Source organism: Pseudomonas sp. NFR02 (assembly GCF_900119375.1).
GTDB classification, from domain to species: domain Bacteria; phylum Pseudomonadota; class Gammaproteobacteria; order Pseudomonadales; family Pseudomonadaceae; genus Aquipseudomonas; species Aquipseudomonas paracarnis.
In genome coordinates, this window is record NZ_FPJJ01000003.1 from 522,823 (window position 1) to 543,300 (window position 20,478).

19 protein-coding genes and 1 tRNA gene are annotated in these 20,478 nt (G+C 59.5%); 10 read left to right on the plus strand and 10 right to left on the minus strand.

Going from position 1 to position 20,478, the window contains the following annotated elements:
- The first annotated feature begins 33 nt into the window (after positions 1-33).
- From BT199_RS12715 to BT199_RS12750, 8 genes are all read left to right on the plus strand, one after another.
- Entirely contained in the window at positions 34-390 is a 357-nt protein-coding gene (locus BT199_RS12715; protein ID WP_014718529.1) for a metalloregulator ArsR/SmtB family transcription factor, read from the plus strand.
- A gap of 19 nt (positions 391-409) precedes the next feature.
- Positions 410-1,693: an arsenic transporter gene (locus tag BT199_RS12720; RefSeq protein WP_014718530.1), complete on the plus strand. Its 1,284-nt coding sequence runs from the start codon at positions 410-412 to the stop codon at positions 1,691-1,693.
- Positions 1,694-1,704: 11 nt separating this feature from the next.
- Positions 1,705-2,223: an arsenate reductase ArsC gene (locus BT199_RS12725; RefSeq protein WP_072434598.1), complete on the plus strand. Its 519-nt coding sequence runs from the start codon at positions 1,705-1,707 to the stop codon at positions 2,221-2,223.
- Positions 2,224-2,374: 151 nt separating this feature from the next.
- Positions 2,375-2,986, plus strand: coding sequence for a LysE family transporter (locus tag BT199_RS12730; RefSeq protein ID WP_014718532.1), 612 nt, complete (start codon positions 2,375-2,377; stop codon positions 2,984-2,986).
- A 316-nt stretch (positions 2,987-3,302) separates the two neighbouring features.
- Positions 3,303-3,596: a hypothetical protein gene (locus BT199_RS12735; RefSeq protein WP_014718533.1), complete on the plus strand. Its 294-nt coding sequence runs from the start codon at positions 3,303-3,305 to the stop codon at positions 3,594-3,596.
- Positions 3,597-3,832: 236 nt separating this feature from the next.
- A complete protein-coding gene (mgtA, locus tag BT199_RS12740) occupies positions 3,833-6,547 on the plus strand; it encodes a magnesium-translocating P-type ATPase (protein ID WP_072434599.1) in 2,715 nt (904 codons plus the stop codon).
- 64 nt (positions 6,548-6,611) lie between these two features.
- Positions 6,612-6,959: a DUF2493 domain-containing protein gene (locus BT199_RS12745; protein ID WP_003191350.1), complete on the plus strand. Its 348-nt coding sequence runs from the start codon at positions 6,612-6,614 to the stop codon at positions 6,957-6,959.
- A gap of 18 nt (positions 6,960-6,977) precedes the next feature.
- Positions 6,978-7,790, plus strand: coding sequence for a hypothetical protein (locus BT199_RS12750; RefSeq protein ID WP_072434600.1), 813 nt, complete (start codon positions 6,978-6,980; stop codon positions 7,788-7,790).
- On the opposite strand, the gene BT199_RS12755 is transcribed toward BT199_RS12750, so the two are convergent.
- Positions 7,787-8,485, minus strand: coding sequence for a tellurite resistance TerB family protein (locus tag BT199_RS12755; RefSeq protein WP_072434677.1), 699 nt, complete (start codon positions 8,483-8,485; stop codon positions 7,787-7,789). The genes BT199_RS12750 and BT199_RS12755 overlap by 4 nt on opposite strands.
- A 124-nt stretch (positions 8,486-8,609) precedes the next feature.
- On the opposite strand from BT199_RS12755, the gene BT199_RS12760 reads away from it, so the two are divergent.
- Positions 8,610-9,137, plus strand: coding sequence for a DinB family protein (locus BT199_RS12760; RefSeq protein ID WP_072434601.1), 528 nt, complete (start codon positions 8,610-8,612; stop codon positions 9,135-9,137).
- Positions 9,138-9,274: 137 nt separating this feature from the next.
- Here the strand turns inward: BT199_RS12760 and BT199_RS12765 are convergent, their stop codons facing one another.
- Positions 9,275-9,751 (minus strand): hypothetical protein, encoded by a 477-nt coding sequence (locus tag BT199_RS12765; protein WP_072434602.1) that lies wholly within the window; start codon positions 9,749-9,751, stop codon positions 9,275-9,277.
- A gap of 223 nt (positions 9,752-9,974) precedes the next feature.
- On the opposite strand from BT199_RS12765, the gene BT199_RS12770 reads away from it, so the two are divergent.
- A tRNA-Leu gene (locus BT199_RS12770) sits at positions 9,975-10,061 on the plus strand.
- Positions 10,062-10,180: 119 nt separating this feature from the next.
- On the opposite strand, the gene BT199_RS12775 is transcribed toward BT199_RS12770, so the two are convergent.
- The 8 genes from BT199_RS12775 to BT199_RS12810 all read right to left on the minus strand — a co-directional run bounded on the left by BT199_RS12775 (position 10,181) and on the right by BT199_RS12810 (position 20,448).
- Positions 10,181-12,427, minus strand: a complete 2,247-nt coding sequence (locus BT199_RS12775) for a TonB-dependent receptor (protein ID WP_072434603.1) — start codon at positions 12,425-12,427, stop codon at positions 10,181-10,183.
- A 157-nt stretch (positions 12,428-12,584) separates the two neighbouring features.
- Positions 12,585-13,568, minus strand: a complete 984-nt coding sequence (locus BT199_RS12780) for a siderophore ABC transporter substrate-binding protein (RefSeq protein WP_019817090.1) — start codon at positions 13,566-13,568, stop codon at positions 12,585-12,587.
- A complete protein-coding gene (locus tag BT199_RS12785; protein ID WP_019817091.1) occupies positions 13,565-14,347 on the minus strand; it encodes an iron ABC transporter ATP-binding protein in 783 nt (260 codons plus the stop codon). Before BT199_RS12785 ends, BT199_RS12780 begins: the two co-directional genes overlap by 4 nt.
- On the minus strand, positions 14,344-15,294 hold the full coding sequence (locus tag BT199_RS12790; RefSeq protein WP_072434604.1) for an iron chelate uptake ABC transporter family permease subunit: 951 nt from the start codon (positions 15,292-15,294) through the stop codon (positions 14,344-14,346). The genes BT199_RS12785 and BT199_RS12790 overlap by 4 nt, the downstream gene beginning before the upstream one ends.
- The gene (locus BT199_RS12795) at positions 15,291-16,235 is read right to left on the minus strand and encodes an ABC transporter permease (RefSeq protein WP_014718544.1); all 945 of its coding nucleotides are present in this window, start codon (positions 16,233-16,235) and stop codon (positions 15,291-15,293) included. Before BT199_RS12795 ends, BT199_RS12790 begins: the two co-directional genes overlap by 4 nt.
- A complete protein-coding gene (locus BT199_RS12800; RefSeq protein ID WP_072434605.1) occupies positions 16,232-18,001 on the minus strand; it encodes an ABC transporter ATP-binding protein in 1,770 nt (589 codons plus the stop codon). The genes BT199_RS12795 and BT199_RS12800 overlap by 4 nt, the downstream gene beginning before the upstream one ends.
- Positions 17,995-19,788 (minus strand): ABC transporter ATP-binding protein, encoded by a 1,794-nt coding sequence (locus BT199_RS12805; RefSeq protein ID WP_072434606.1) that lies wholly within the window; start codon positions 19,786-19,788, stop codon positions 17,995-17,997. Before BT199_RS12805 ends, BT199_RS12800 begins: the two co-directional genes overlap by 7 nt.
- A gap of 108 nt (positions 19,789-19,896) precedes the next feature.
- A complete protein-coding gene (locus tag BT199_RS12810; protein WP_014718547.1) occupies positions 19,897-20,448 on the minus strand; it encodes a sigma-70 family RNA polymerase sigma factor in 552 nt (183 codons plus the stop codon).
- Positions 20,449-20,478 lie beyond the last annotated feature (30 nt).

The following is a 20,478-nucleotide window of genomic DNA, read 5'->3' on the forward strand; positions in this document are numbered from 1 at the left end:
ATTCGAATATATCCACTTGAAAAGTCCTTGATCATGTCAGACCTCCTCATCCCGACCGCCCTGTTCAAGTGCCTGGCCGATGCCACCCGTGCACGGGTGACCTTACTGATCCTGCGCGAAGGCGAACTTTGTGTGTGTGAGTTGATCCATGCCTTGGACGACAGCCAGCCAAAAATCTCCCGTCATCTCGCGCAATTGCGTAGTTGCGGGCTGCTGGTGGACCGACGTCAAGGGCAATGGATCTACTACCGCATCAATCCGGCACTGCCCGCCTGGGTTACTCAGGTGCTGGACACCACTCTGCAAGCCAACCAGCCATGGTTGCAGGATGACGCACTGCGTCTGAATGCAATGGGCGACAGACCACAACGGGCCAGCACCTGCTGCTGAGCCATCGGAGCTTTTATTCATGCTTGTCGCAATTGCGATTTTCCTCGTCACCATCGTGCTGGTCATCTGGCAACCCAAGGGTCTGGGCGTCGGCTGGAGTGCCACACTGGGCGCGATCCTGGCGCTGGCCTGTGGGGTGATCAGCCTGGCGGACATCCCAGTGGTGTGGCACATCATCTGGAACGCCACCGGTACTTTTGTCGCGCTGATCATCATCAGCCTGTTGCTGGACGAAGCCGGCTTCTTCGCCTGGACGGCCCTGCATGTGGCGCGCTGGGGCCGTGGCCGCGGCCGGCGGTTGTTTGCTTATATGGTGCTGCTGGGTGCGCTGGTATCGGCACTGTTTGCCAATGACGGTGCGGCGTTGATCCTGACGCCTATCGTGATGTCGATGCTGTTGGCCTTGCGTTTTTCCCCGGCGGCGACCCTGGCCTTCGTCATGGGCGCCGGGTTTATCGCCGATACGGCGAGCCTGCCCTTGGTGGTGTCGAACCTGGTGAATATCGTTTCGGCGGACTATTTCAAGATCGGCTTCAACGAATATGCTGCCGTGATGGTGCCGGTGAACCTGGTCAGCGTGGCCGCGACCCTGGCAGTGCTGCTGTGGTTTTTTCGCCGGGACATTCCTCAAACCTACGACCCGGCTGACCTGGAAGACCCCAGCAGTGCCATCCATGACCCTGCGACGTTCCGCGCCGGTTGGTGGGTACTGGGTATTCTGCTCATCGGCTGTTTCGCCTTGGAACCTCTGGGTATTCCCATCAGTGCGATTTCCGCCGTCTGCGCCGTGCTGCTGCTGGTGATTGCCGCCAAGGGCCATAAGATTTCCACGCGCAAAGTCCTCAAGGAAGCGCCTTGGCAGATCGTGATTTTTTCCCTGGGCATGTACCTGGTGGTGTATGGCCTGCGTAACGCCGGCCTGACCGACTACCTGGCCACCTGGCTCGACACCTTCGCCACCTATGGTGTGTGGGGCGCGGCCATGGGCACCGGGTTGCTGACGGCGCTGCTCTCATCGGCGATGAATAACCTGCCGACGGTACTGATTGGCGCATTGTCCATCGAGTCCAGCCATGCTGTGGGCGTGGTCAAGGACGCGATGATCTACGCCAACGTGATTGGCAGCGACCTGGGCCCGAAAATCACTCCCATAGGCAGTTTGGCCACTTTGCTGTGGCTGCATATCCTGGCGCGCAAAGGCATCACTATCACCTGGGGTTACTACTTCAAGGTCGGGATCGTGCTGACCTTGCCCGTGCTGCTGATCACCCTGGCCGCCCTCGCCTTGCGCTTGAGTTTCTAAAGGAACGCGCCATGAAAGTCCTGTTCATGTGTACCGCCAACAGTTGCCGCAGCATCTTGTCCGAAGCGATGTTCAATCACCTGGCGCCAGAGGGTTTCGAGGCGGTCAGCTCGGGCAGTTTTCCCACGGGCCAGGTGTTGCCCCGTAGCCTGAGCACGCTGCAGGCGGCGGGCATCAGCATCGAAGGTTTGTACAGCAAGGGCAATGATGCCTTTCAAGGCTGCCCGCCGGATGTGGTCATCACCGTGTGCGATAAAGCAGCCGGTGAAGCGTGCCCGGTGTATTTTGGCCCGGCGGTGAAGGCCCATTGGGGCTTGGAAGACCCCTCCGAGATGCAGGGTGATGAGGCGCAAGTAGAGGCAGCATTCAAGGCCACCCTCGACATTATCACCGCACGCTGCGAAGCGTTTTTTGCGCTGCCCTTTGCACGTCTATCGCCGGATGAATTGAAGGCTGAACTCCACCGCATTGCCTCAACGCCGCTCCTACAGGGTCCTGTGACAGGCGCTGACTCTGTGGGCAATGCATGACCAGTGTGGGAGCTGGCTTGCCTGCGATTGCGGTGGCTCAGTTGAAGATTGAGTGGCTGACATACCGCCATCGCGAACGTTCCTACAGAGGACGTGGTATCCCTCTCTCGGACTGACGTATGCTCTGGCACTTTCTCGAAAGGAACTGAGCATGCTGTCGATCTTTGTCTATGCGCTGGTATTCGGTTTTGTATTTTGCCTTTCTCCCGGCGCCGTGCTGGCAGAGACTCTGCGCCGCGGCTTGCTCCATGGCTTCACGCCGGCGTTGCTGGTGCAGTTCGGCTCACTGGTGGGCGACGCCGTCTGGGCCGTGATTGGCCTCACCGGTATCGCACTGCTGATTCAGCATGATGCAGTGCGGGTTCCACTTACAATCGTCTGTGCGCTCTACCTGGCCTGGCTGGGCATCCGCAGCCTGATTGATGCCTGGCAGTTACCCGCAACCGACAACGCCCCTGCCAGCTCAGGCAAAAATGCGTTGGCGGTGGGCGCGGCGATTTCCTTGGCTAATCCGAAAAACATCGTCTACTGGGGCGCCTTGGGCAGCGCACTGTCGGGGATTGTCGGCACCACCCCCAGTCACGGGCAGACCCTGATGTTTTTTGCCGGCTTCATGCTGGCGTCGGTACTCTCGTGTTTTCTTACCGCCGCCTTGGTGAACCTGCTACGCAAGAACGCATCACCTAGCTGGCAACGTGTTAGTTATGCGGCGTGCGGTTTAGTATTGATTTATCTGGCGATACTCGCCGCGCACGGTATATAAAGTTATCCAGCCAATAACTTGCATGCCTCTTGTCTGAACAAACTCTGAACACGGGCTAATTTAATTAATCATGCGTTGACATTCTGTGACGCCCTGAGTAGATTGCCCGTGCCCGCAACTGGGGCCTTTTTTAAACCTCACAAAAGAAGCCAATGGACACAGTATCTAGTCGCTGTCCGAGCACCGCCTCTGCGGGCATCGGGCGCCAAACCCAGAATATGACAGGACTCGCGTTCCAGGTCCGGTAAGCTGCGCTAGAGCTTGATGCTCCATCGTAACTGCCTCACCGGTCGCCCGTCCGGTCCCGAGGTGTGTTATGACCTTCCAACTCCTTGTTTTGCCTGATACACGCACACTGGTCGCCGCCCTGCGCGCCAAGCTGTGCCGAGCGCCGGCGGGCTTTTCGCCAACCCGCTCGACCTTTGTCACACCCTCCCCTCAAGTGCGCCCGGCACCGCCGCTGGCGCACTGGCGCATCTGCCCTGAAAGCGGCCACCTGGTGCAGCATTGGGATCATGCTGACCCTCAAGACCCGCAGAGACCCAAGGTTTCCCGCCTGGCGCAAGCGCGCCTGATGCTCGGTCTTTACCTGAGCACTCGCGCCGCCTGAGCTAGCTGGAAACAGCAACTTTCTTATTGATGACCCTGGAGTTCTTTATGAACAAATCCAGTAGTAGCCCGCTGCACGCTCGTTAACTAACGCGCTGTTAGCGGGCCCTTCAGAAGTTATGTGAACACCTTATTTAAACCGATCGCAAAGTTTGCGGCTCGGCATGCTTTCGCTCGCCTGTATTCAGGTAAGTACCGGGTATGTTTTGTCGAGAATTGGCGACAGGAGTACAGACAATGAGCGCCGTAAAAAACACGCCTCTGCACAAAAAAAATGGCACCGCTGCCGACACCAAGCTGTCGATGCGTGCCGCCCGTGAAGCCCACAATGGCCTGGCGGCCACCCTCGCCAATGTACGGGCCACCCAGGACGGCCTGACCGAACTGGACGCTTCGGCGCGTCTGCAACGAGAAGGCTATAACGAAGTCGCCCACGACAAGCCGCCACACGCTATCGTCCAGTTCCTGCAGGCTCTGAACAACCCGTTCATCTACGTGCTGCTGACCCTGGGTGGCATCAGCTTTGTGACTGACTGCTGGCTGCCGATGCAGGAAGGCGAAGAAGCCGACCCGACCAAGGTCGTCATCATCATGACCATGGTGTTGCTCAGCAGCCTGCTGCGTTTCTGGCAGGAACACCGTTCGGCCAAATCCGCCGAGGCCCTCAAGGCCATGGTACGCACCACCGCCACCGTACTGCGCCGCGAGCAGGTTGGTGCTCAGCCCACCTTGCGCGAAGTGCCGATGCGTGACCTGGTGGCCGGCGATATCGTGCAATTGTCCGCTGGCGACATGATCCCCGCCGATATCCGCCTGATCGAGTCCCGCGACCTGTTTATCAGCCAGGCTGTGCTGACCGGTGAAGCCTTGCCGGTGGAGAAGTACGACACCCTGGGCGATGTCACGCAAAAATCCGCCTCTACCCTGGCCGCCGACCAGGGCAACTTGCTGGACTTGCCGAACATCTGCTTCATGGGCACCAACGTGGTCAGCGGTCGCGCTAAAGCAGTGGTGGTGGCAACGGGGCCGCGCACCTACTTTGGCTCCCTGGCCAAGGCGATTGTCGGCTCGCGGGTGCAAACCGCCTTCGACCGGGGCGTGAACAGTGTCAGCTGGCTGCTGATCCGCTTCATGCTGGTGATGGTGCCCATCGTGTTCTTCCTCAATGGCTTCTCCAAGGGCGATTGGGGTGATGCCTTCCTGTTTGCCCTGGCGGTCGCCGTCGGCCTTACCCCGGAAATGCTGCCGATGATCGTCAGCGCCAACCTGGCCAAGGGCGCCACGGCCATGGCCAAGCGCAAAGTAGTGGTCAAGCGCCTCAATGCGATCCAGAACTTCGGTTCGATGGACGTGCTGTGCACCGACAAGACCGGCACCCTCACCCAGGACAAGATCATCCTCGAACATCACGTCAATGCCTTCGGCCAGCGCGATGACGCCGTGCTGTCCCTGGCCTGGCTCAACAGCTTTCACCAGAGCGGCATGAAAAACCTGATGGACCAGGCAGTGGTGCAGTTCTCCGAACAAAACCCCAAGTTCCAGGTGCCGTTTGCCTACAGCAAGGTCGATGAATTGCCGTTCGACTTTGTCCGTCGTCGCCTGTCGATCGTGGTCAAGGATGCCGCCGGTGACCAGTTGCTGGTTTGCAAGGGCGCGGTGGAAGAGATGCTGAGCATTTCTACCCATGTCATGGAGGCCGGCGAAGCCTTGCCCCTGGATGACCGCCGTCGTGAGGCACTGCTGGCACTCGCCAATGACTACAACGAAGACGGTTTCCGCGTGCTGGTGGTAGCGACCCGCAATATCCCTAAAGCGCTGGCCCGCCAGCAGTACACCACCAGCGACGAGCGCAACCTGGTGATCCAGGGCTTCTTGACCTTCCTCGACCCACCGAAAGAAACCGCAGGCCCGGCGATTGCGGCGCTGCAACAGATTGGTGTGGCGATCAAGGTGTTGACCGGTGACAACGCCGTGGTCACCAGCAAGATCTGCCGCCAGGTTGGCCTGGAACCCGGCCAGCCGCTGCTGGGCGTGGAAATCGAAGCCATGGACGACGCCACCCTGCTGCGCCGCGTAGAAGAGCGCACGGTATTCGCCAAGCTCACGCCGCTGCAAAAATCCCGCGTGCTCAAGGCCCTGCAAGCTAACGGGCACACCGTCGGCTTCCTCGGCGACGGCATCAACGATGCACCGGCGCTGCGGGATGCCGATGTGGGTATTTCGGTGGACAGCGGCACCGACATCGCCAAGGAATCGGCCGACATCATCCTGCTGGAAAAGAGCCTGATGGTGCTGGAAGAAGGCGTGCTCAAGGGCCGCGAAACCTTCGGCAATATCATGAAGTACCTGAACATGACCGCCAGCTCCAACTTCGGCAACGTGTTCTCGGTGCTGGTGGCCAGTGCGTTCATCCCGTTCATGCCCATGCTGGCGATCCATCTGCTGCTGCAGAACCTGATGTATGACATCTCCCAACTGGCCCTGCCGTGGGACAAGATGGACAAGGAATACCTGGCCAAGCCACGCAAGTGGGATGCGAAAAACATCGGCCGCTTCATGATCTGGATTGGCCCTACCTCGTCGATCTTTGACATCACCACCTTTGCCCTGATGTGGTACGTGTTCTCGGCCAACAGCGTGGAAATGCAGACCCTGTTCCAGTCCGGCTGGTTTATCGAGGGGCTGCTTTCGCAAACCCTGGTGGTGCATATGCTGCGCACCCGCAAGATCCCGTTCTTCCAGAGCACGGCCGCCTGGCCGGTGTTGATGATGACCTGCATCGTGATCGCCCTGGGCATCTACGTACCGTTCTCACCGCTGGGCACCCTGGTGGGCCTGCAACCGCTGCCGCTGGCGTACTTCCCATGGCTGGTGGGCACCTTGCTGGCTTACTGCTGCGTCGCCCAACTGATGAAGACCATCTACATCCGCCGCTTCAAGCAGTGGTACTGACCCTCCTCGCCGTTAAAACGCAGGCGGCTGCCTGGTCGCCTGCGTGCAATACAAGGATTTGCTCATGCGCGTGTTGATCTGTGCAGGTCGTCATTACGCCGACACCAAAAAGTCCCGCCATGTGCTGGACGCTTACCACCGCCTGCGCCCGGTGCAGGTACTGATTCACGGCGGCAACCAGTTCCTGGGCAGTGAGATCGAGGAATGGGCGCGGGAAATCGGTATCGACGTGGTGCGTTATCCACCCAATTGGCAGCGCCATGGCAAACAGGCGGAACGCCAGCGCAACCACTTCATGCTGGCCGACAGCCGCCCCGACCTGATCATTGCCCTGCCGGGTGGTGACGATACCTCGGAGCTGGTTTGCCAGGCCAAAGCCAGCGGCATTTCGGTGCTGACCGTAGAAAGCTGAATTCAAGCGAGGTGCATCATGCACAAAAAATACACGCCGGCACGCCGCGACGGGTTTACCAAATATCGCGCACGCCACTCTCGTCACACCCTGCTGTTACTGCCGCCAGCAAAGCGCCGTGCATTGCAGCGCAACTTGATCTTTATCGGCATGACCCTGGGCCTGGTCTTTGTCGTCGCGTTGATTTCAAAAGCCCAAGCCGCAGGCGGCGCTTATGTGGTTGATGACGGTGCGATCAACGCGCCGGGGGAATGCAACGTCGACGCCTGGTACAGCGCCCATCGGCACGCGGGCAGCACCCACAACAGCAGCTTGTCGCCCGCGTGCACGTTCAGCGCTATGCCTGCCGTGCAATGGGGCGCCGCGTTGTCACGGGCCGTGGATGCAGGCAAAGGCGAGACGCAGATCAACCCGCAAGCCAAGGTGCAGGTGCTGTCACGACAAGAGTTGGGCTTGGAACTGGCGATTGCGGTCGGGGCGCATGTCGCGCTGGATCGCCATCACGGGTTCGACGGCGCAGATCTGAACATCCCACTCACATGGCAACCCCTGGCACCCTTGCGCCTGAACCTGAACGCCGGCTGGAGCCACGCCTACAACGACGGTGATCAACAGCATCGCCTGACTTGGGGCACGGGGTTCGAATATCAGTTGGCAGAGAAGCTCACGCTGATTGGCGAGCGTTATGGCCAGGAAGGCGGCGAACAGGCCTGGCAGGCTGGGCCGCGTTTGCACATTGGTGAATGTGTCGACGTGGACCTGCTGGTCGGGCGCAGCCTGATTGGCGATCGCGCCCAGTGGCTGACCACTGGGGCGACGCTGAGGTTCTAGGCTTTGGCCTGCTGCTCCAGATGCACCTGCAATTGCGGATCGATTTGCAACTGACCGGCCAGGTCGTCGAGGTAATTGCGCTCGGCGTCCTGCTGATCGTTGACCAGCATCACGCTCGCCAGGTAAATCTCCGCAGCAAGTGCCCGGTCATTGGCATACTCGGCAAAATCGGCGGCATCCAGGGGCTTGGCGACTTCGGCGTCGAGCCACTGCTGCAACTGAGGGTCGTCGGTGTGACGGCCAATCTCGGCAGAAATCATTTGCTGCTCTTGCGCATCGATTTTGCCATCGGCCTTGGCCGCCGCGATCAACGCACGCAGTACGCCGTGGCTATGGGCTTCGGCTTCAGGCCCTTCAAGCTGGTCAACGGTCTGGATAGCTTGCTGCGGGGCCGAAGCCTGTTGGCGTTGCCACGCTTGGTACGCTTGGAACGCCGCCATGCCCAGGGACGCCAGCGCCGCGTAGTTCATCCCACCGCCGCTACGCGTTTGGGTGGCCCCACCCGCCGGCGCGCCGCCCAACAAGCCACCCAGGCCACCTAATAAACCACCCAAACCGCCGCCCGCCGCAGACGCATTGCCGGTGCCGGCGCCCTTCAACAACCCTCCAAGCAACCCGCCCAGGCCGCCGCCCGCAGCTCCGCCGCCTTGCTGCCCTGCACGCAACAGTTGTTCCAGTAGATCGCTGGTATTCATGGTGTCGCCCTCCGGGGCGCAATAGTGGCGTTGATCAAACATAGTCCTCCCCTGATGGAACACCATGACCGTCGGGCGGGCAAGCTTTATGATGACGCCATCACGCCGAAAAGGGAGAACAGCGGTGAATCGCATCGAGCATATTGCGTTGATGGCCACTTACAACCAATGGATGAACCGCAAGGTCTACGACACCGCCGGCACCCTCACGCACGCACAATTGACCCTGGACCGCCAGGCGTTTTTCGGCTCGATCCTCGGCACGTTGAACCACCTGATGCTGGGCGACACCGTCTGGCTCAAACGCTTTGCCGAACACCCGGCCCACTTTGCGGCCTTGACGCCACTCAACGGCATTGCTACGCCCGGTGACCTCAAGCAATTGGCCTTCGCCAACCTTGCTGAATTATCGGCCCATCGCGCCTGGCTGGATCAACTGATCATCGATTGGGCCAACAGCCTGCACGAGTCCCACCTTGATCAACACCTGCGCTATCACAACATGCGCGGCGTGGCCGCCGAGAAACCCTTCTTCGGCCTGCTGGTGCACTTTTTCAACCACCAGACCCACCATCGCGGCCAGGTGACGACGCTGCTCAGCCAGGCGGGTGTGGACGTGGGAGTGACCGACTTGCTGGCGCTGATTGACTAAATGCCGACACGGTCAATGTGGGAGCTGGCTTGCCTGCGATGACGGTGTAACAGGTTCAATACCTGTGACTGACACATCGCTATCGCAGGCAAGCCAGCTCCCACAGCTGCCCTGTATTGCCCACAGCATCGGTGCTGTCACCTCACCTTGCTGCTCAAGTTTTCCACACTGCGCTTCACATCATCCAGGCTTCGCTTGAGGCCATCGATTTCGCTTTTCTGCCGCTCTATCGTGCTCTTCTGCTCATCCACCGTACGCTTGAGACTCGACAGCTGGCTGTCACTGCTACTGGCACTCGAGCCGTCCTTGCGCTTGAACTCATCAAACGCCCGCTCCTGGCCCTCCACTTTGCTTTTCAAGCCTTGCAATTCGCTTTGACTCTGTTTTTGCCCAGCCTGCAGCGCCTCGACATCACCAACGGAAACACCCGACGGCTTCAACACATAGGCACCGCCCACATCCATCGAGCCGGCCGTCAACTTGTCTGAAGACGACGCACTGAACTCACCCCACTGCACCGCACTCCCCGCCTGCGCCGGGCTGAGCATGGCCATGCCCAACAAACCCGCCACACCTGCGGCGATGATCCAAGCCTGCTTACGGACACTGAGCATCAAACGACTCCTTGCGAAATGCCGAAATGGCCTATCGCTATGACTGTCATTTATGGGGCTTGTTCCTGGGTGGCTTGCGTTCATCGGGACTTGACACAAAGGCCCTGTAGATCACTGATCTGCCACGCTTTTTCCTGCGCATCTTTATGCGGGAAAACCGGCTTGGAGGTTGCGCTGAAGCGGCTGGATCTATATATTCCCAACCCTGTTACACCGCGCTACCGCCCGAATGGCGAAACTGGTAGACGCATGGGACTTAAAATCCCCCGCTCGTAAGGGCGTCCCGGTTCGATTCCGGGTTCGGGCACCATCTCCTGTTCCACTGACGGCCAGCACTGTTTGTGGAACCCTTGAAAACCCGCCGTTTGGCGGGTTTTTTCGTTTATGGCATTCCTCGCCAGGGTCCAGTGCTTTTGGACTTGCAAACCCTCAGAAATCTACCGTACCCGAGAGCAATACCGTGCGCGGCGCGCCCAAGCCGCCAGAAAGGCCGCTGCCATCCCCGCCGTTCCACGAACCAAGCCAGTACGCCTTATTGGTGACGTTCTGCACGGTGGCGCGCAAGGTCATAGGCTTGGTCTCGACCTTGAAGGCATAGCGAGCCCCCACATCGTAGGTGGTGTACGAGTCCAGCGACACCCGATGATCGTTGGTCGCGTATTGTTTGCCCGTGTGGTTGATGTTGCCGGTCAGGGTCAACCCAGGGACGTCGAGGAGGTCATACTCCGTGCCTAGCTTGGCAATCACCTTGGGCACGCCTGTCACTTGCTTGTCTTTGACACCACCGGTGACCACCTTGGTCATTTCTGCCTGGGTATAGGTCGCACCGCCCATCAGGCGCAATCTTGGTTGCAACTCGCCAAAGAACGACCATTCCACGCCACGGTTTTGTTGCTCGCCGTAGACGCCGAAGACATTGGTGAGCGGATCGGTAAAGGCACTGGGCTTCTCAATCTGGAACAGGCTGACGGTATGGGCGAAAGAGCCCAGGTCTACCTTGGTCCCCAGTTCGTATTGCTTGGTCTGGTACGGCTGCATGACCGCACCTGCGTTCTCTGCCGAGTCAGGGGCCGACGCGCCTTGGCTGAGGCCCTCGATGTAGTTGGCATAGAGCGACACCTCATCCGTCACCTTGACCAGAAGTGCGGTGGCGGGCGAGACACGGCTTTCGTCATAGCTGGTTTTCGAAGCCCTGGGGCCGAAAGCGTCGGTGGTGTTTTGCACGCGCTGACGACGGGCGCCTACGGTCCATTGCACACGGCCTTCGGCGAAGGACAGCGTATCGGCAATCGCATAGCTGCCCAGGTTGGCCCTGGTTTGCGAGGTGGTTGCACCATAGCCCGGGAAGGTCGGCGCGTTGCCAAAGTCGAGGTTGTCGTAATTTGTGGTGCCGGGGATGGCGGCTCTCGCGTCCTTGAAACTGTTGTCGGAGGTAAAACGGGTCGCGGCGATGGTCCAGGCATGATCCACGGGGCCCGTCTGGAATTTGCCCTTCAACCCGACCTCACCCGATTGCTGGGTGCCACTGCGAATCGAACGAATGGCCGAAGAGCTGATGCCACCCACATTGTTCACCAGGGTGCTTGAGTTGATCATCGCGTTGTAACCACCATCGCGCTGCCCCCACGCCGCGTAGGCAGTAAGCGAATCCGTCAGGTCGTATTCGCCCCGCACCATCGTGGTAGTGGTGTTGTTGATGGTGTAGGCCCACTTGGGTGCCAACGCATAATCGCCCTTCTTGGGGCTTGGCAAGTGGGTGACGTTGGGGGCAATTGTGTTGATCCCGAAGTAGTTGAGACCATCAATGCGTTCACGCTGTTTGTAGAAATCGAGCGATATCCGAGCCCGCTCGCCACGCCAATCCAGCCCGAGGGAAGACAGTGCCATTTTGTGTTGCTGATTATCCACGGGGGTATCGCCGTCACGGTAAACGCCGTTGAAGCGCACACCAAACTGCTTCTGATCACCAAAACGTTGCCCCAGGTCCGCGTGCACACCCCCTAGGCCTCGGGACTCATAAGTGGTGGTCAAGCGTGCCAACGGTTCGTCGCCGGCGCGCTTGGGTACCAGATTGATGCTGCCACCTACACTGCCGCTTGGCGGCATGCCGTTGAGCAGCGCCGAAGGGCCCTTGAGCACTTCGATGCGCTCCGCCAATTCGGTAGAGCCGCGCATATTCGGCGCCATGCCGACCAGGCCGTTAAAGGTGATGTCATCGGCGTTGCTGTAGAAGCCGCGGATGAAAAAGGTTTCAAAGTTGCTGCGTTTGGTGGGCACGTACACCGAGGGGTCGGTCGCACCGATCACCGAGCCGATATCCTGCGCCTGACGGTTCTGTATGTATTCATCGGTATAGCTGATGGTATTGAAAGGCGTCTCCATGAAATCCTTGTTGCCCAACAGCCCAACGCGGCTGCCGGAGGCAACCTGCCCGCCAGCATAAGCCGGCGGCAGACCTGTAGCGGGGTCCAGGACGCCCTCCACCACCGTTTCCGACAATTCCAGGCTGGCGCTGCTTGTGCCTGCTTGCGGGGCAGCGCTCGCGGCGGTGGGCGCCGCCGTCAGCCCCAGTACCAGCGCCATCTGCACAGCCGTGAACATATGACTCAAAGTAAAGCGTTGCGCAGCCTGCGGTGAATCAGGGGTAGCGCGATGTTGGCGACAGCGTTCCGACATGCTGAATTCCTTTTGATTCGGAGAATGTGTATGTGCTCACTAGGCTTTCCGAACCAGAAGGCAAAACCCTCAATAACAATCATTAGCATTTGTGTTTTTTGAAAATAAAGGCGAGTGCCTGCACGGCACCCGCCCTTGCGCCCCCAAGCACAGCGGGTCAGCCCTTGTAGCCTTGAACCACCTCGTCGGCCATGCGACCCAGGCACGTTGCACTGACGGTACACAGGTACCAGGTCTGGGCGTCGACAAAGATCACACGTCCGTTGGTCCAGGCCTTGGTTTTGCGCAGCAGCGGGTTATCCAGGCTCTTCATGTCCAGCGCCGGCCGCCGTTCCATCACTGCGGTACGGTCGATCACGTAGAGAATGTCGGGATCGGCCTGCTGGATGAATTCATTGGAGATGGGCTGGCCATGTAAGCCAGCCTCGATGTCGGTGCTGGCGGGTTTTACGCCCAGGGTGTCGAAGATGAAACCGTAGCGCGACTTCACGCCATAGGAGGTGAATGCGCCGTTGTTATGCAAAACGATCAGCGCTTTCTCCGGGCGCCCATCGGTGACGCGCCGAGTCTGTTCAACCTTGGCGTCCATTTGCGCAACCTTCTGACGAGCCAACGCTTCTTTGCCTAGAATGCGCCCCAGGGTCATGAGGTGATCCTTGGCGGTGGCGAAGAGATTGCCGTGTTGGTTGGTCAGGTCCACATCGTCATAGAGCGTCGGTGCGATCTGGCTCAGTTCTGCGTAACTTTGCGCCTGGAGCGGCGAGATCAGGATCAGGTCGGGCTTGAGGGCATGCAACCGTTCAAGGTTGGGTTGGATGGTCGACCCCACGTCCATGATGTTCGGATTGTCACGGTACTGGGTAAGGAAACTCGCGACATAGTCCTTGGCGATACCCACCACCGGCGCGTCCAGCTGGTCGAGTGTATCGAGTTCACTCATATCGAACGCCACCACACGTTGGGGGAGCTGGGTGATCATCGTGCTACCCAGTGGATGCTCGATCTTGATCGGCTCGTAGTGCGTATGCGCAGCGACTGGCGCGGACGCCTGTGCCGAGGGTTTGTCACAGCCCTGCAGGCCGGCCGCCACCGCGACCGCCAGCAGTGCCCCACGGATTGTTTTTGCCTTACCAATACTCATATCTGCTCCCTTGATAATGATGGGTTGAAGTAGTTGCAGACGAACCCCTGCTCGCTCTGCAGAATCTCGAAATCCAAATCAAAGAGATCGCGCAGGTGCGCCTCGGTGACAACCTCCGCTACCGGGCCACGCAAGTGCACCGCGCCGTTTTTCATGGCCACGATATGATCGGAGTAGTTGGCCGCGAAGTTGATGTCATGCACCACCAGAATCACGGTGCGACCTTGTTCGTCACATAAGCGGCGCAGCGCACGCATGATTTGTACGGCATGCTTCATGTCCAGGTTATTGAGCGGCTCGTCCAACAGCAGGTAATCGGTTTGCTGGGCAATGGTCATTGCCAGGAACGCCATTTGCCGCTGCCCGCCGCTCAGCTCGTCGATGTAAGAAAGGCGTAATGGTTGCAACGACAGAAACTCGATGGCTTCGTCAATGACCTGGCGATCCTGGACGGTGAGCGCCCCTCGGCTATAAGGGAAACGCCCGAAAGCCACCAATTCTTCAACGGTCAGCCGCAGGTTGAAATCGGGTGTCTGGCGTAAGGTGGCGACACGCCTGGCATATTCGCGGATGGGCACATCCGCAATGCTACGCCCGCCAATCAGCAGTTCGCCGCGGGTCGGCGCCAGCAGACGTGCGATCAACATCAGCAAGGTAGTCTTGCCTGCCCCGTTGGGCCCAATCAGCGAAGTCACCTGCCCTGGCGGGAACTGAACGCTGACGTCACTCAGGACGTGCTTGGTGCCGTAGGTCTTATAGACGTGACGAAGGGAAATCATGAAGCGCCTCGGGTTCGAATCATCAGCGCGAGGAAATACCCGCCGCACACCAGGTTGATGAGAATGCTGACGGAGGTGTTGTAGTTGAACATCTGCTCGACCATGTACTGGGCGACGATGAAAATGCCAATGGCAATGGCGCAACTCATGGGCAATGTAATCCGGTGCCGGGCGGTGCGGGCAAGCGCATAGGTGATGTTTGCCACAAACACGCCCATGAAGGCCGTCGGCCCGACGAGACTGGTTGAGACAGCCACCAGAATCGCGATCAGCGCAAGTTGCAGGCGCACGCTGCGTTGAAAATCGACACCCAGGGAAATCGCCTGGTCACGCCCCAGCGACAACACATCGAGCACCGGCAGGCTTCTTTGCGCGATAAAGCACGCCGCCGCCACCAGCAGCCCCGAATAGATCACTTGCGTGGGTTGCGCCTTATTAAAGGAGGCGTAGTTGAAACCCTGGAAGATCGAGAACTCACCAGGGCTGATCTTCAGTTGGATAAACTGGGTAAAGGTGCCCATCACCATGCTCAGTACCAGCCCAAGCAGGAGCAGCAGGTACACGTTGTTGCGTCCGTCATGGAACAGCCAACGGTGAATGAGCCCTGAATAAGCGAGCATCAACAGGATCGACAACAATACGTTACCGTTACGCCCCAACAGCACCAGGCTCTGGGTACCCAGCACCAGGATCAGCAAGGCCTGGAACAACAGGTAGATTGCCTCATACCCCATGATCGCCGGCGTCAGTATTCGGTTGCCGGCAAGGGTCTGGAAAATCACCGAAGAATAAGCAACGCATACTCCGGCAATAACCATCGCGGCCAAACGGGTCATTCGCTTGGGAATGACGTACTCGAAGTCAAAGCCTGAGCCCAAGAACAGGAACGCTATCGCCAGGACCAGCACCAGTGCCCATAGACCATAGCGGGTAGCCACACGCCTCATGCGTATTTCCTGATCAGCAACACCAGGAACAACACACCGCCTACGCTTCCCGCGGTGAGACCGATGGGCACTTCGAAGGGATAGATCAACAAGCGGCCGAGAATGTCGCACGCCAGCAACAGCGACGCGCCGCACAACGCGACGATGGGCAATGTTCGCTCCAGGTTCTCGCCGTAGTGCAACGCCACCAGGTTGGGAATAACCAGCCCGACAAAGGGAATGGCCCCTACGGTAATGACCGTGGCGGAAACGGTGACCGCCACCAGCATCAACCCCAACGCCGCATTTGCCGTGTAGTTCAGGCCCAAGCTGCCGGCCATGCCCTCGCCCATGCCGAGTACAGTAAAGCGGTGCGCGAACAGATAAGTGAGCACGACTATCGGCAAGATCAGGTAGATGATCTCGTAATTGCCCTGGACGATCTTCGAGAAGTCTCCGAGCATCCAGCCCTGCATGCTCTGCAAGATATTGTGACGATAGGCGTAGAACTCGGCGATGGCGCTCAATACGCTGCCGTACATCAGGCCGATGACCGGAACCATTACGGTGTTCTTGAACTTGATGCGGCGGATGATCGCGACATAAAGCAGGCTCGCCGCAAAGCAAAACGCCAAGGCAAACAGCATACGGCCGGCCGCACCGGCAGCGGGGGCCACCGTCAATGAAATCAGAATGCCCAGCTTTGCTGCATCCAGCCCGCCGGAAGTTGCCGGTTCGACGAAGCGGTTGCGCACGATCTGCTGCAGAATCACGCCGCACACGGCCAGCCCCACCCCCGTGAGAATCAGGGCGGCCAGGCGCGGAAGGCGGCTGGCAGTCAGTGTCAGCCAAGCGTCATCGGATAACGTGAACAGTGCCGTCCAGGAAACCTCTTTGACCCCCACCATCAACGAAAGGCAACAAAGCACGGCAAACACGCAGAGTAAGATTGCACGGCTCAAGAACCGCCCTCACCGTCTGATTCTCCAGCAATCCGCCAGCCTTTCGTGGCTTGGCGTTGGGCGAGAAAGTGCGCGTAGAGCCCTGGCTTGGCATTCAACTGCGCATGGGAGCCCTGCTCGCTGATCTGGCCGTGATCGAGCACTAGAATCTGGTCGGCCATGACCACTGTCGACAGCTGGTGCGCGATGACAATCAGCGTGCGCGTGCCGCGTAAACGCGCCAACGCTTGCGCGATCGCCGCTTGGTTCTCGGCGTCGAGAGCGGCGGTGGCCTCATCGACCAACAAAATCGGCGCCTCTTTGATCAGCGCACGGGCGATGGAGATTCGCTGTCGCTCTCCCCCGGACAGGCGTGCACCGCCCTCGCCTACTGGCGTGTCCAGGCCTTGGGGCAAGCGTTCGATGATCTCCAGGACGCCAGCCTGTGTTGCTGCTTGCATCACTTGGGCATCACTGGCATCGGGTTTACCGATGCGAATGTTGTCGGCGATGCTGCCCTGAAACAGGTAAGCATCCTGAAAGATCTGGCTGATCTGACCGGCCAGCTGCCCACTGGACATCTGCCGAACATCTACACCGCCCACCAGCACACGGCCTTGCGTCACATCGAAAAAGCGCGCAATCAGCCGCACCAGGGTGGTCTTGCCCGAGCCAGAAGCACCGACCAGCGCCGTCATGCTGCCGGGCTCGATACGCAGGCTGACATCGCGCAACACATCGGCCTGATCCTCGGCATAGCAAAAGCTCACGTTTTCCAATACGACCGATCCATCGACCGGCGCTTGCGGGGCCTGCGGCTCCGGCAAAGGGTCGACCTCGAAGATTTCGCGCACGGCATCAAGCTGACCGCGCGCGCCACGTAGCACTTCGCTATAACCTGCGACCTCCAGAAGCGGGTCGATAAAGCGGCTGACCAACAGCAACGACACGATCACAGCGATGACCGAAGACGGTGCCAGGCTTGCGCTCAACTGATCACCCAGCCATAGCGTGGCAGCCACCAGCAAGACGGCGAAGCCGGCCTGCACCGCCCAGGCATTGAACACCACCGACATCGCCGAGACGTGGATCAGCCGCTTTGCAGACTGCTGCTGGCGCCCGATGGCCTGCTCGAGAAACTGGGTGCCGCCGTCCTCGCCATTAAAGGCGCGCAGCACCGATTGTGCCTGGGCAAACTCGACCATGCGCTGGCTGGTCTGCGCGGCGCTGTGCTGAAAGCGTTGGTCGGCGCGCTGCCCCAGTTGAGCGGTCAGCGCAAAGATACCCAACAAGAGGGGTAAAGCCAGTAGCGCGATCAATCCCATTTGCCAATGTAAGTTGAACAACGCGGCAAGGATTACAACCGGTGTGACCACCCCTGTGATCAACGGCGTGAAAACGTGGGCCGGAAGCTGAGCCAATTCCATCATGCCCTGGGAGGCCAAGTGGCTCAGTCGTGCGGTATTTTGTGCGCTGAACCAACCGACCGGCAAACGCGCCACATGGTCGCCCAGCCGATGACGACCACGCTGCAGAACAGCGATACCGACGCGGATACCCGCCTTCTCCACCGTCCGTCGCAAGGCCCAGCAAACCAGCACCCCGATCACGAGCGCAGTCAGCCATTGCCCTGCTGAGCGCACATCACCGTTCAGCAGACGAGTGAGCACCGGTACCAGAGTGACAATCGTCAGCCCGCAGAGCAGGCCGTAGACGAGCGTCATCCAAAGGTAGCGGCGCAATACGCGGGCATCTTCGCCCAGCAGTTGATTAAAGGTTTTCAGCATGACGATACCGCCTGTTCCTTGGCCTGTTCGTAGCCGCCCAGCGCCCACATTCGAGCGTAGCGGCCGTTGCGGGCGAGCAGTTCGTGGTGGCGTCCCTGCTCGCAGATCGTGCCGTTGTCGATCAGGATGATTTGGTCAGCATGCATCACCGTATCGAGGCGGTGCGCGATCACCATCAAGGTTCGGCCCCGGGCGAAGCGCGACAGTGCTTGTTGAAGCTTCACCTCGTTCTCGGCATCGGCCGCCGCCGTGGCTTCGTCGAGCACCAGCAGTGGTGGGTCCAACAATATGGCGCGGGCAATACTCACGCGCTGCAACTCGCCGCCGGAAAGCTGTACATCCTCCCCGATCACCGAGTCGTAACCTCGCGGCAAGGCGCAGATGCGCTCATGGATATTGGCAGTGCGGGCTGCGTCTTCGATTTCCTGCTGACTGGCCGAGGGGCGGCCCAAGGCGATGTTGTCGCGCAGGCTGGCATGGATAAGGCGTACCTCCTGCAACACAAAACCGATGCGCCGGTACAACTGCGTGCTCTCGATGTGCCTGAGGTCGACGCCGCCCAAGGTGATGCGCCCTTCACTCGGGTCGAAGAAGCGCAGCAACAGACGGGCCAGGGTCGACTTGCCGGAGCCCGAAGCACCGACAATCGCGGTCACCGTGCCCGGCTTGAGGGTGAAGTTGACGTCCTTGAGCACCGGGGTCTGGCCGTCGTAGCTGTAGCCGAGCTGCTCGACACGTATTTCGGCATTTTCCGGCAACGCTGGCGCGGCAGCTGCCAAGGTTTCCAGCACGGGCGTTTGCAACAGCGTATGAACGCGCTGCGCTGCGCCCGTAGCATTGTTCAAGTCATGGGTGACGTAGCTCAGCAGCAACAGCGGCGCACAGATTCCCGGCGCCACCAAGGCAAAGGGCAACACGTCTACCGGTGTGATCCAGCCCAGGCTCACCCAAAGCGTCCCAAACGTCAGCACTACGCCGAGCACCGCCACCGGGGCAATCATCGCGTGAGCGTTGGCCATCGCGCTGACCAGCGGGCGGGTGAAGTCGGTAAAGGCCTCAGCGAAGCCATCAACCGCCTTGCGGTAGCTGCCATGGGCCTTGCCCTCGACCCCGAAAGCCTTGACCACAGGAATGCCATTGACGAACTCAACCACTGCATTATTGATGCGTGCCATGCCGGCGCCAAATGACTGCATGTTCGCCCCACTGGCCTTGGTGGCCCTGGAGAAAAACAGGAAGAACAGCGGGAACGGCAACAGCGAAACAATCGCCATGCGCCAGTCCATGACGAATAGGTAGAGAACCGAAACAAGAATTGCGCCGATGGTACGACCCAAGGTGGTAAAGAAGTGCGCGGTCAGGCTGTGCAACGTGCCAATGTCGTCTTGCATCGCTTGCTTGACCTCGCCGGAAGCCCGACTGGTAAACCATCCCAATGGCACCTTGGCCAGACGGCGGGTAATCGCCCGGCGCAAATGGCCAGTGATGCGGTTGTCGGCCAGGTGCGCAGCCATTTCGCCCAGCGAAATCAAGGTCATCCCGAGAAACAGGCAGGCCAGACTGATGATGACAACCCGCCAGACTTGATCCTGCATCTGGCTCCAGGCTGTCGCCACCTCATCTTGGGCCATTGCAAGCTGTGCGATATGGGCGATACCGGCCAGGGGCACCAGCGTCAGCATGGTACCGATGGCGGCCAATACCGCCGCGACTATCAGTTGCCCACGTATGGGTCTGAGTATCTGAGATACCGTGCCGGCAACGCCGGGTTCATCTGTAGCACTCATGAGTTCTCCTGAATAACCACTGCAGGTAGCCTGAAGGCCACCTGGCTTCCTTTAGGTTTGAGTGGTATGCGCTGCGTACTTTGTATTCCGAACGGCAACGCAAAATCCTCAATCGAGACGTTCATTAATCGATGAGGCGGTGCCAGGCACCAGCCCGGGCACGAATGGGTAGCAGGCTCGCAGGCCAGACGCGATGTACTTCTCGACGGAAGACACCGACACTTTCAACTCGCAGGCAATGTCGCGGTGGCCCATACCATGCAACTTGCACAGCAGCAGCGCTTGGCGGGTTTTGGCTGGCTTGCGGCGCAATGCGTCATCGATCTGAGCCAGCGCTTCACTCACGAGGGCACGTCGCTCCTCTGACGGGACCAACAGTTCGGCCTGCAACTTGAGCGCCTCCAGATGGCGGGCCTCAAGATGACGTCGGCGATAAAGATCGATCACCATGCCTTTGGCGATTTGGGTCAGGTGGGCGCGAGAATCCTCGGTGGAAGGAACCCGGCCTTTCTTGATGAGATTGAGATAGACATCGTGAGCGAGATCAGCGGCATCGACCGAGCTGCCCAACTTGCGGCGCAACAGGCTGCATAGCCAACCGTGATGGTCGACATAGAGCTTTTCAAATTGCTGCGTGGACGCGAACGCTCCGTTGTTCACAACACCTCTCCTGAGACGGTCAATTCGCGA

Bases quoted from the DNA above. Each gene is read 5' to 3' on its own strand.
- BT199_RS12715 (WP_014718529.1), top strand. From the start codon at position 34: ATGTCAGACCTCCTCATCCCGACCGCCCTGTTCAAGTGCCTGGCCGAT.
- BT199_RS12725 (WP_072434598.1), top strand. From the start codon at position 1,705: ATGAAAGTCCTGTTCATGTGTACCGCCAACAGTTGCCGCAGCATCTTG.
- BT199_RS12735 (WP_014718533.1), top strand. From the start codon at position 3,303: ATGACCTTCCAACTCCTTGTTTTGCCTGATACACGCACACTGGTCGCC.
- BT199_RS12755 (WP_072434677.1), bottom strand. From the start codon at position 8,485: ATGAATACCAGCGATCTACTGGAACAACTGTTGCGTGCAGGGCAGCAA.
- BT199_RS12775 (WP_072434603.1), bottom strand. From the start codon at position 12,427: ATGTCGGAACGCTGTCGCCAACATCGCGCTACCCCTGATTCACCGCAG.
- BT199_RS12805 (WP_072434606.1), bottom strand. From the start codon at position 19,788: ATGAGTGCTACAGATGAACCCGGCGTTGCCGGCACGGTATCTCAGATA.
- BT199_RS12720 (WP_014718530.1), top strand. From the start codon at position 410: ATGCTTGTCGCAATTGCGATTTTCCTCGTCACCATCGTGCTGGTCATC.
- BT199_RS12765 (WP_072434602.1), bottom strand. From the start codon at position 9,751: ATGCTCAGTGTCCGTAAGCAGGCTTGGATCATCGCCGCAGGTGTGGCG.
- BT199_RS12750 (WP_072434600.1), top strand. From the start codon at position 6,978: ATGCACAAAAAATACACGCCGGCACGCCGCGACGGGTTTACCAAATAT.
- BT199_RS12785 (WP_019817091.1), bottom strand. From the start codon at position 14,347: ATGATTTCCCTTCGTCACGTCTATAAGACCTACGGCACCAAGCACGTC.
- BT199_RS12730 (WP_014718532.1), top strand. From the start codon at position 2,375: ATGCTGTCGATCTTTGTCTATGCGCTGGTATTCGGTTTTGTATTTTGC.
- BT199_RS12790 (WP_072434604.1), bottom strand. From the start codon at position 15,294: ATGAGGCGTGTGGCTACCCGCTATGGTCTATGGGCACTGGTGCTGGTC.
- BT199_RS12780 (WP_019817090.1), bottom strand. From the start codon at position 13,568: ATGAGTATTGGTAAGGCAAAAACAATCCGTGGGGCACTGCTGGCGGTC.
- BT199_RS12745 (WP_003191350.1), top strand. From the start codon at position 6,612: ATGCGCGTGTTGATCTGTGCAGGTCGTCATTACGCCGACACCAAAAAG.
- BT199_RS12800 (WP_072434605.1), bottom strand. From the start codon at position 18,001: ATGCTGAAAACCTTTAATCAACTGCTGGGCGAAGATGCCCGCGTATTG.
- mgtA (WP_072434599.1), top strand. From the start codon at position 3,833: ATGAGCGCCGTAAAAAACACGCCTCTGCACAAAAAAAATGGCACCGCT.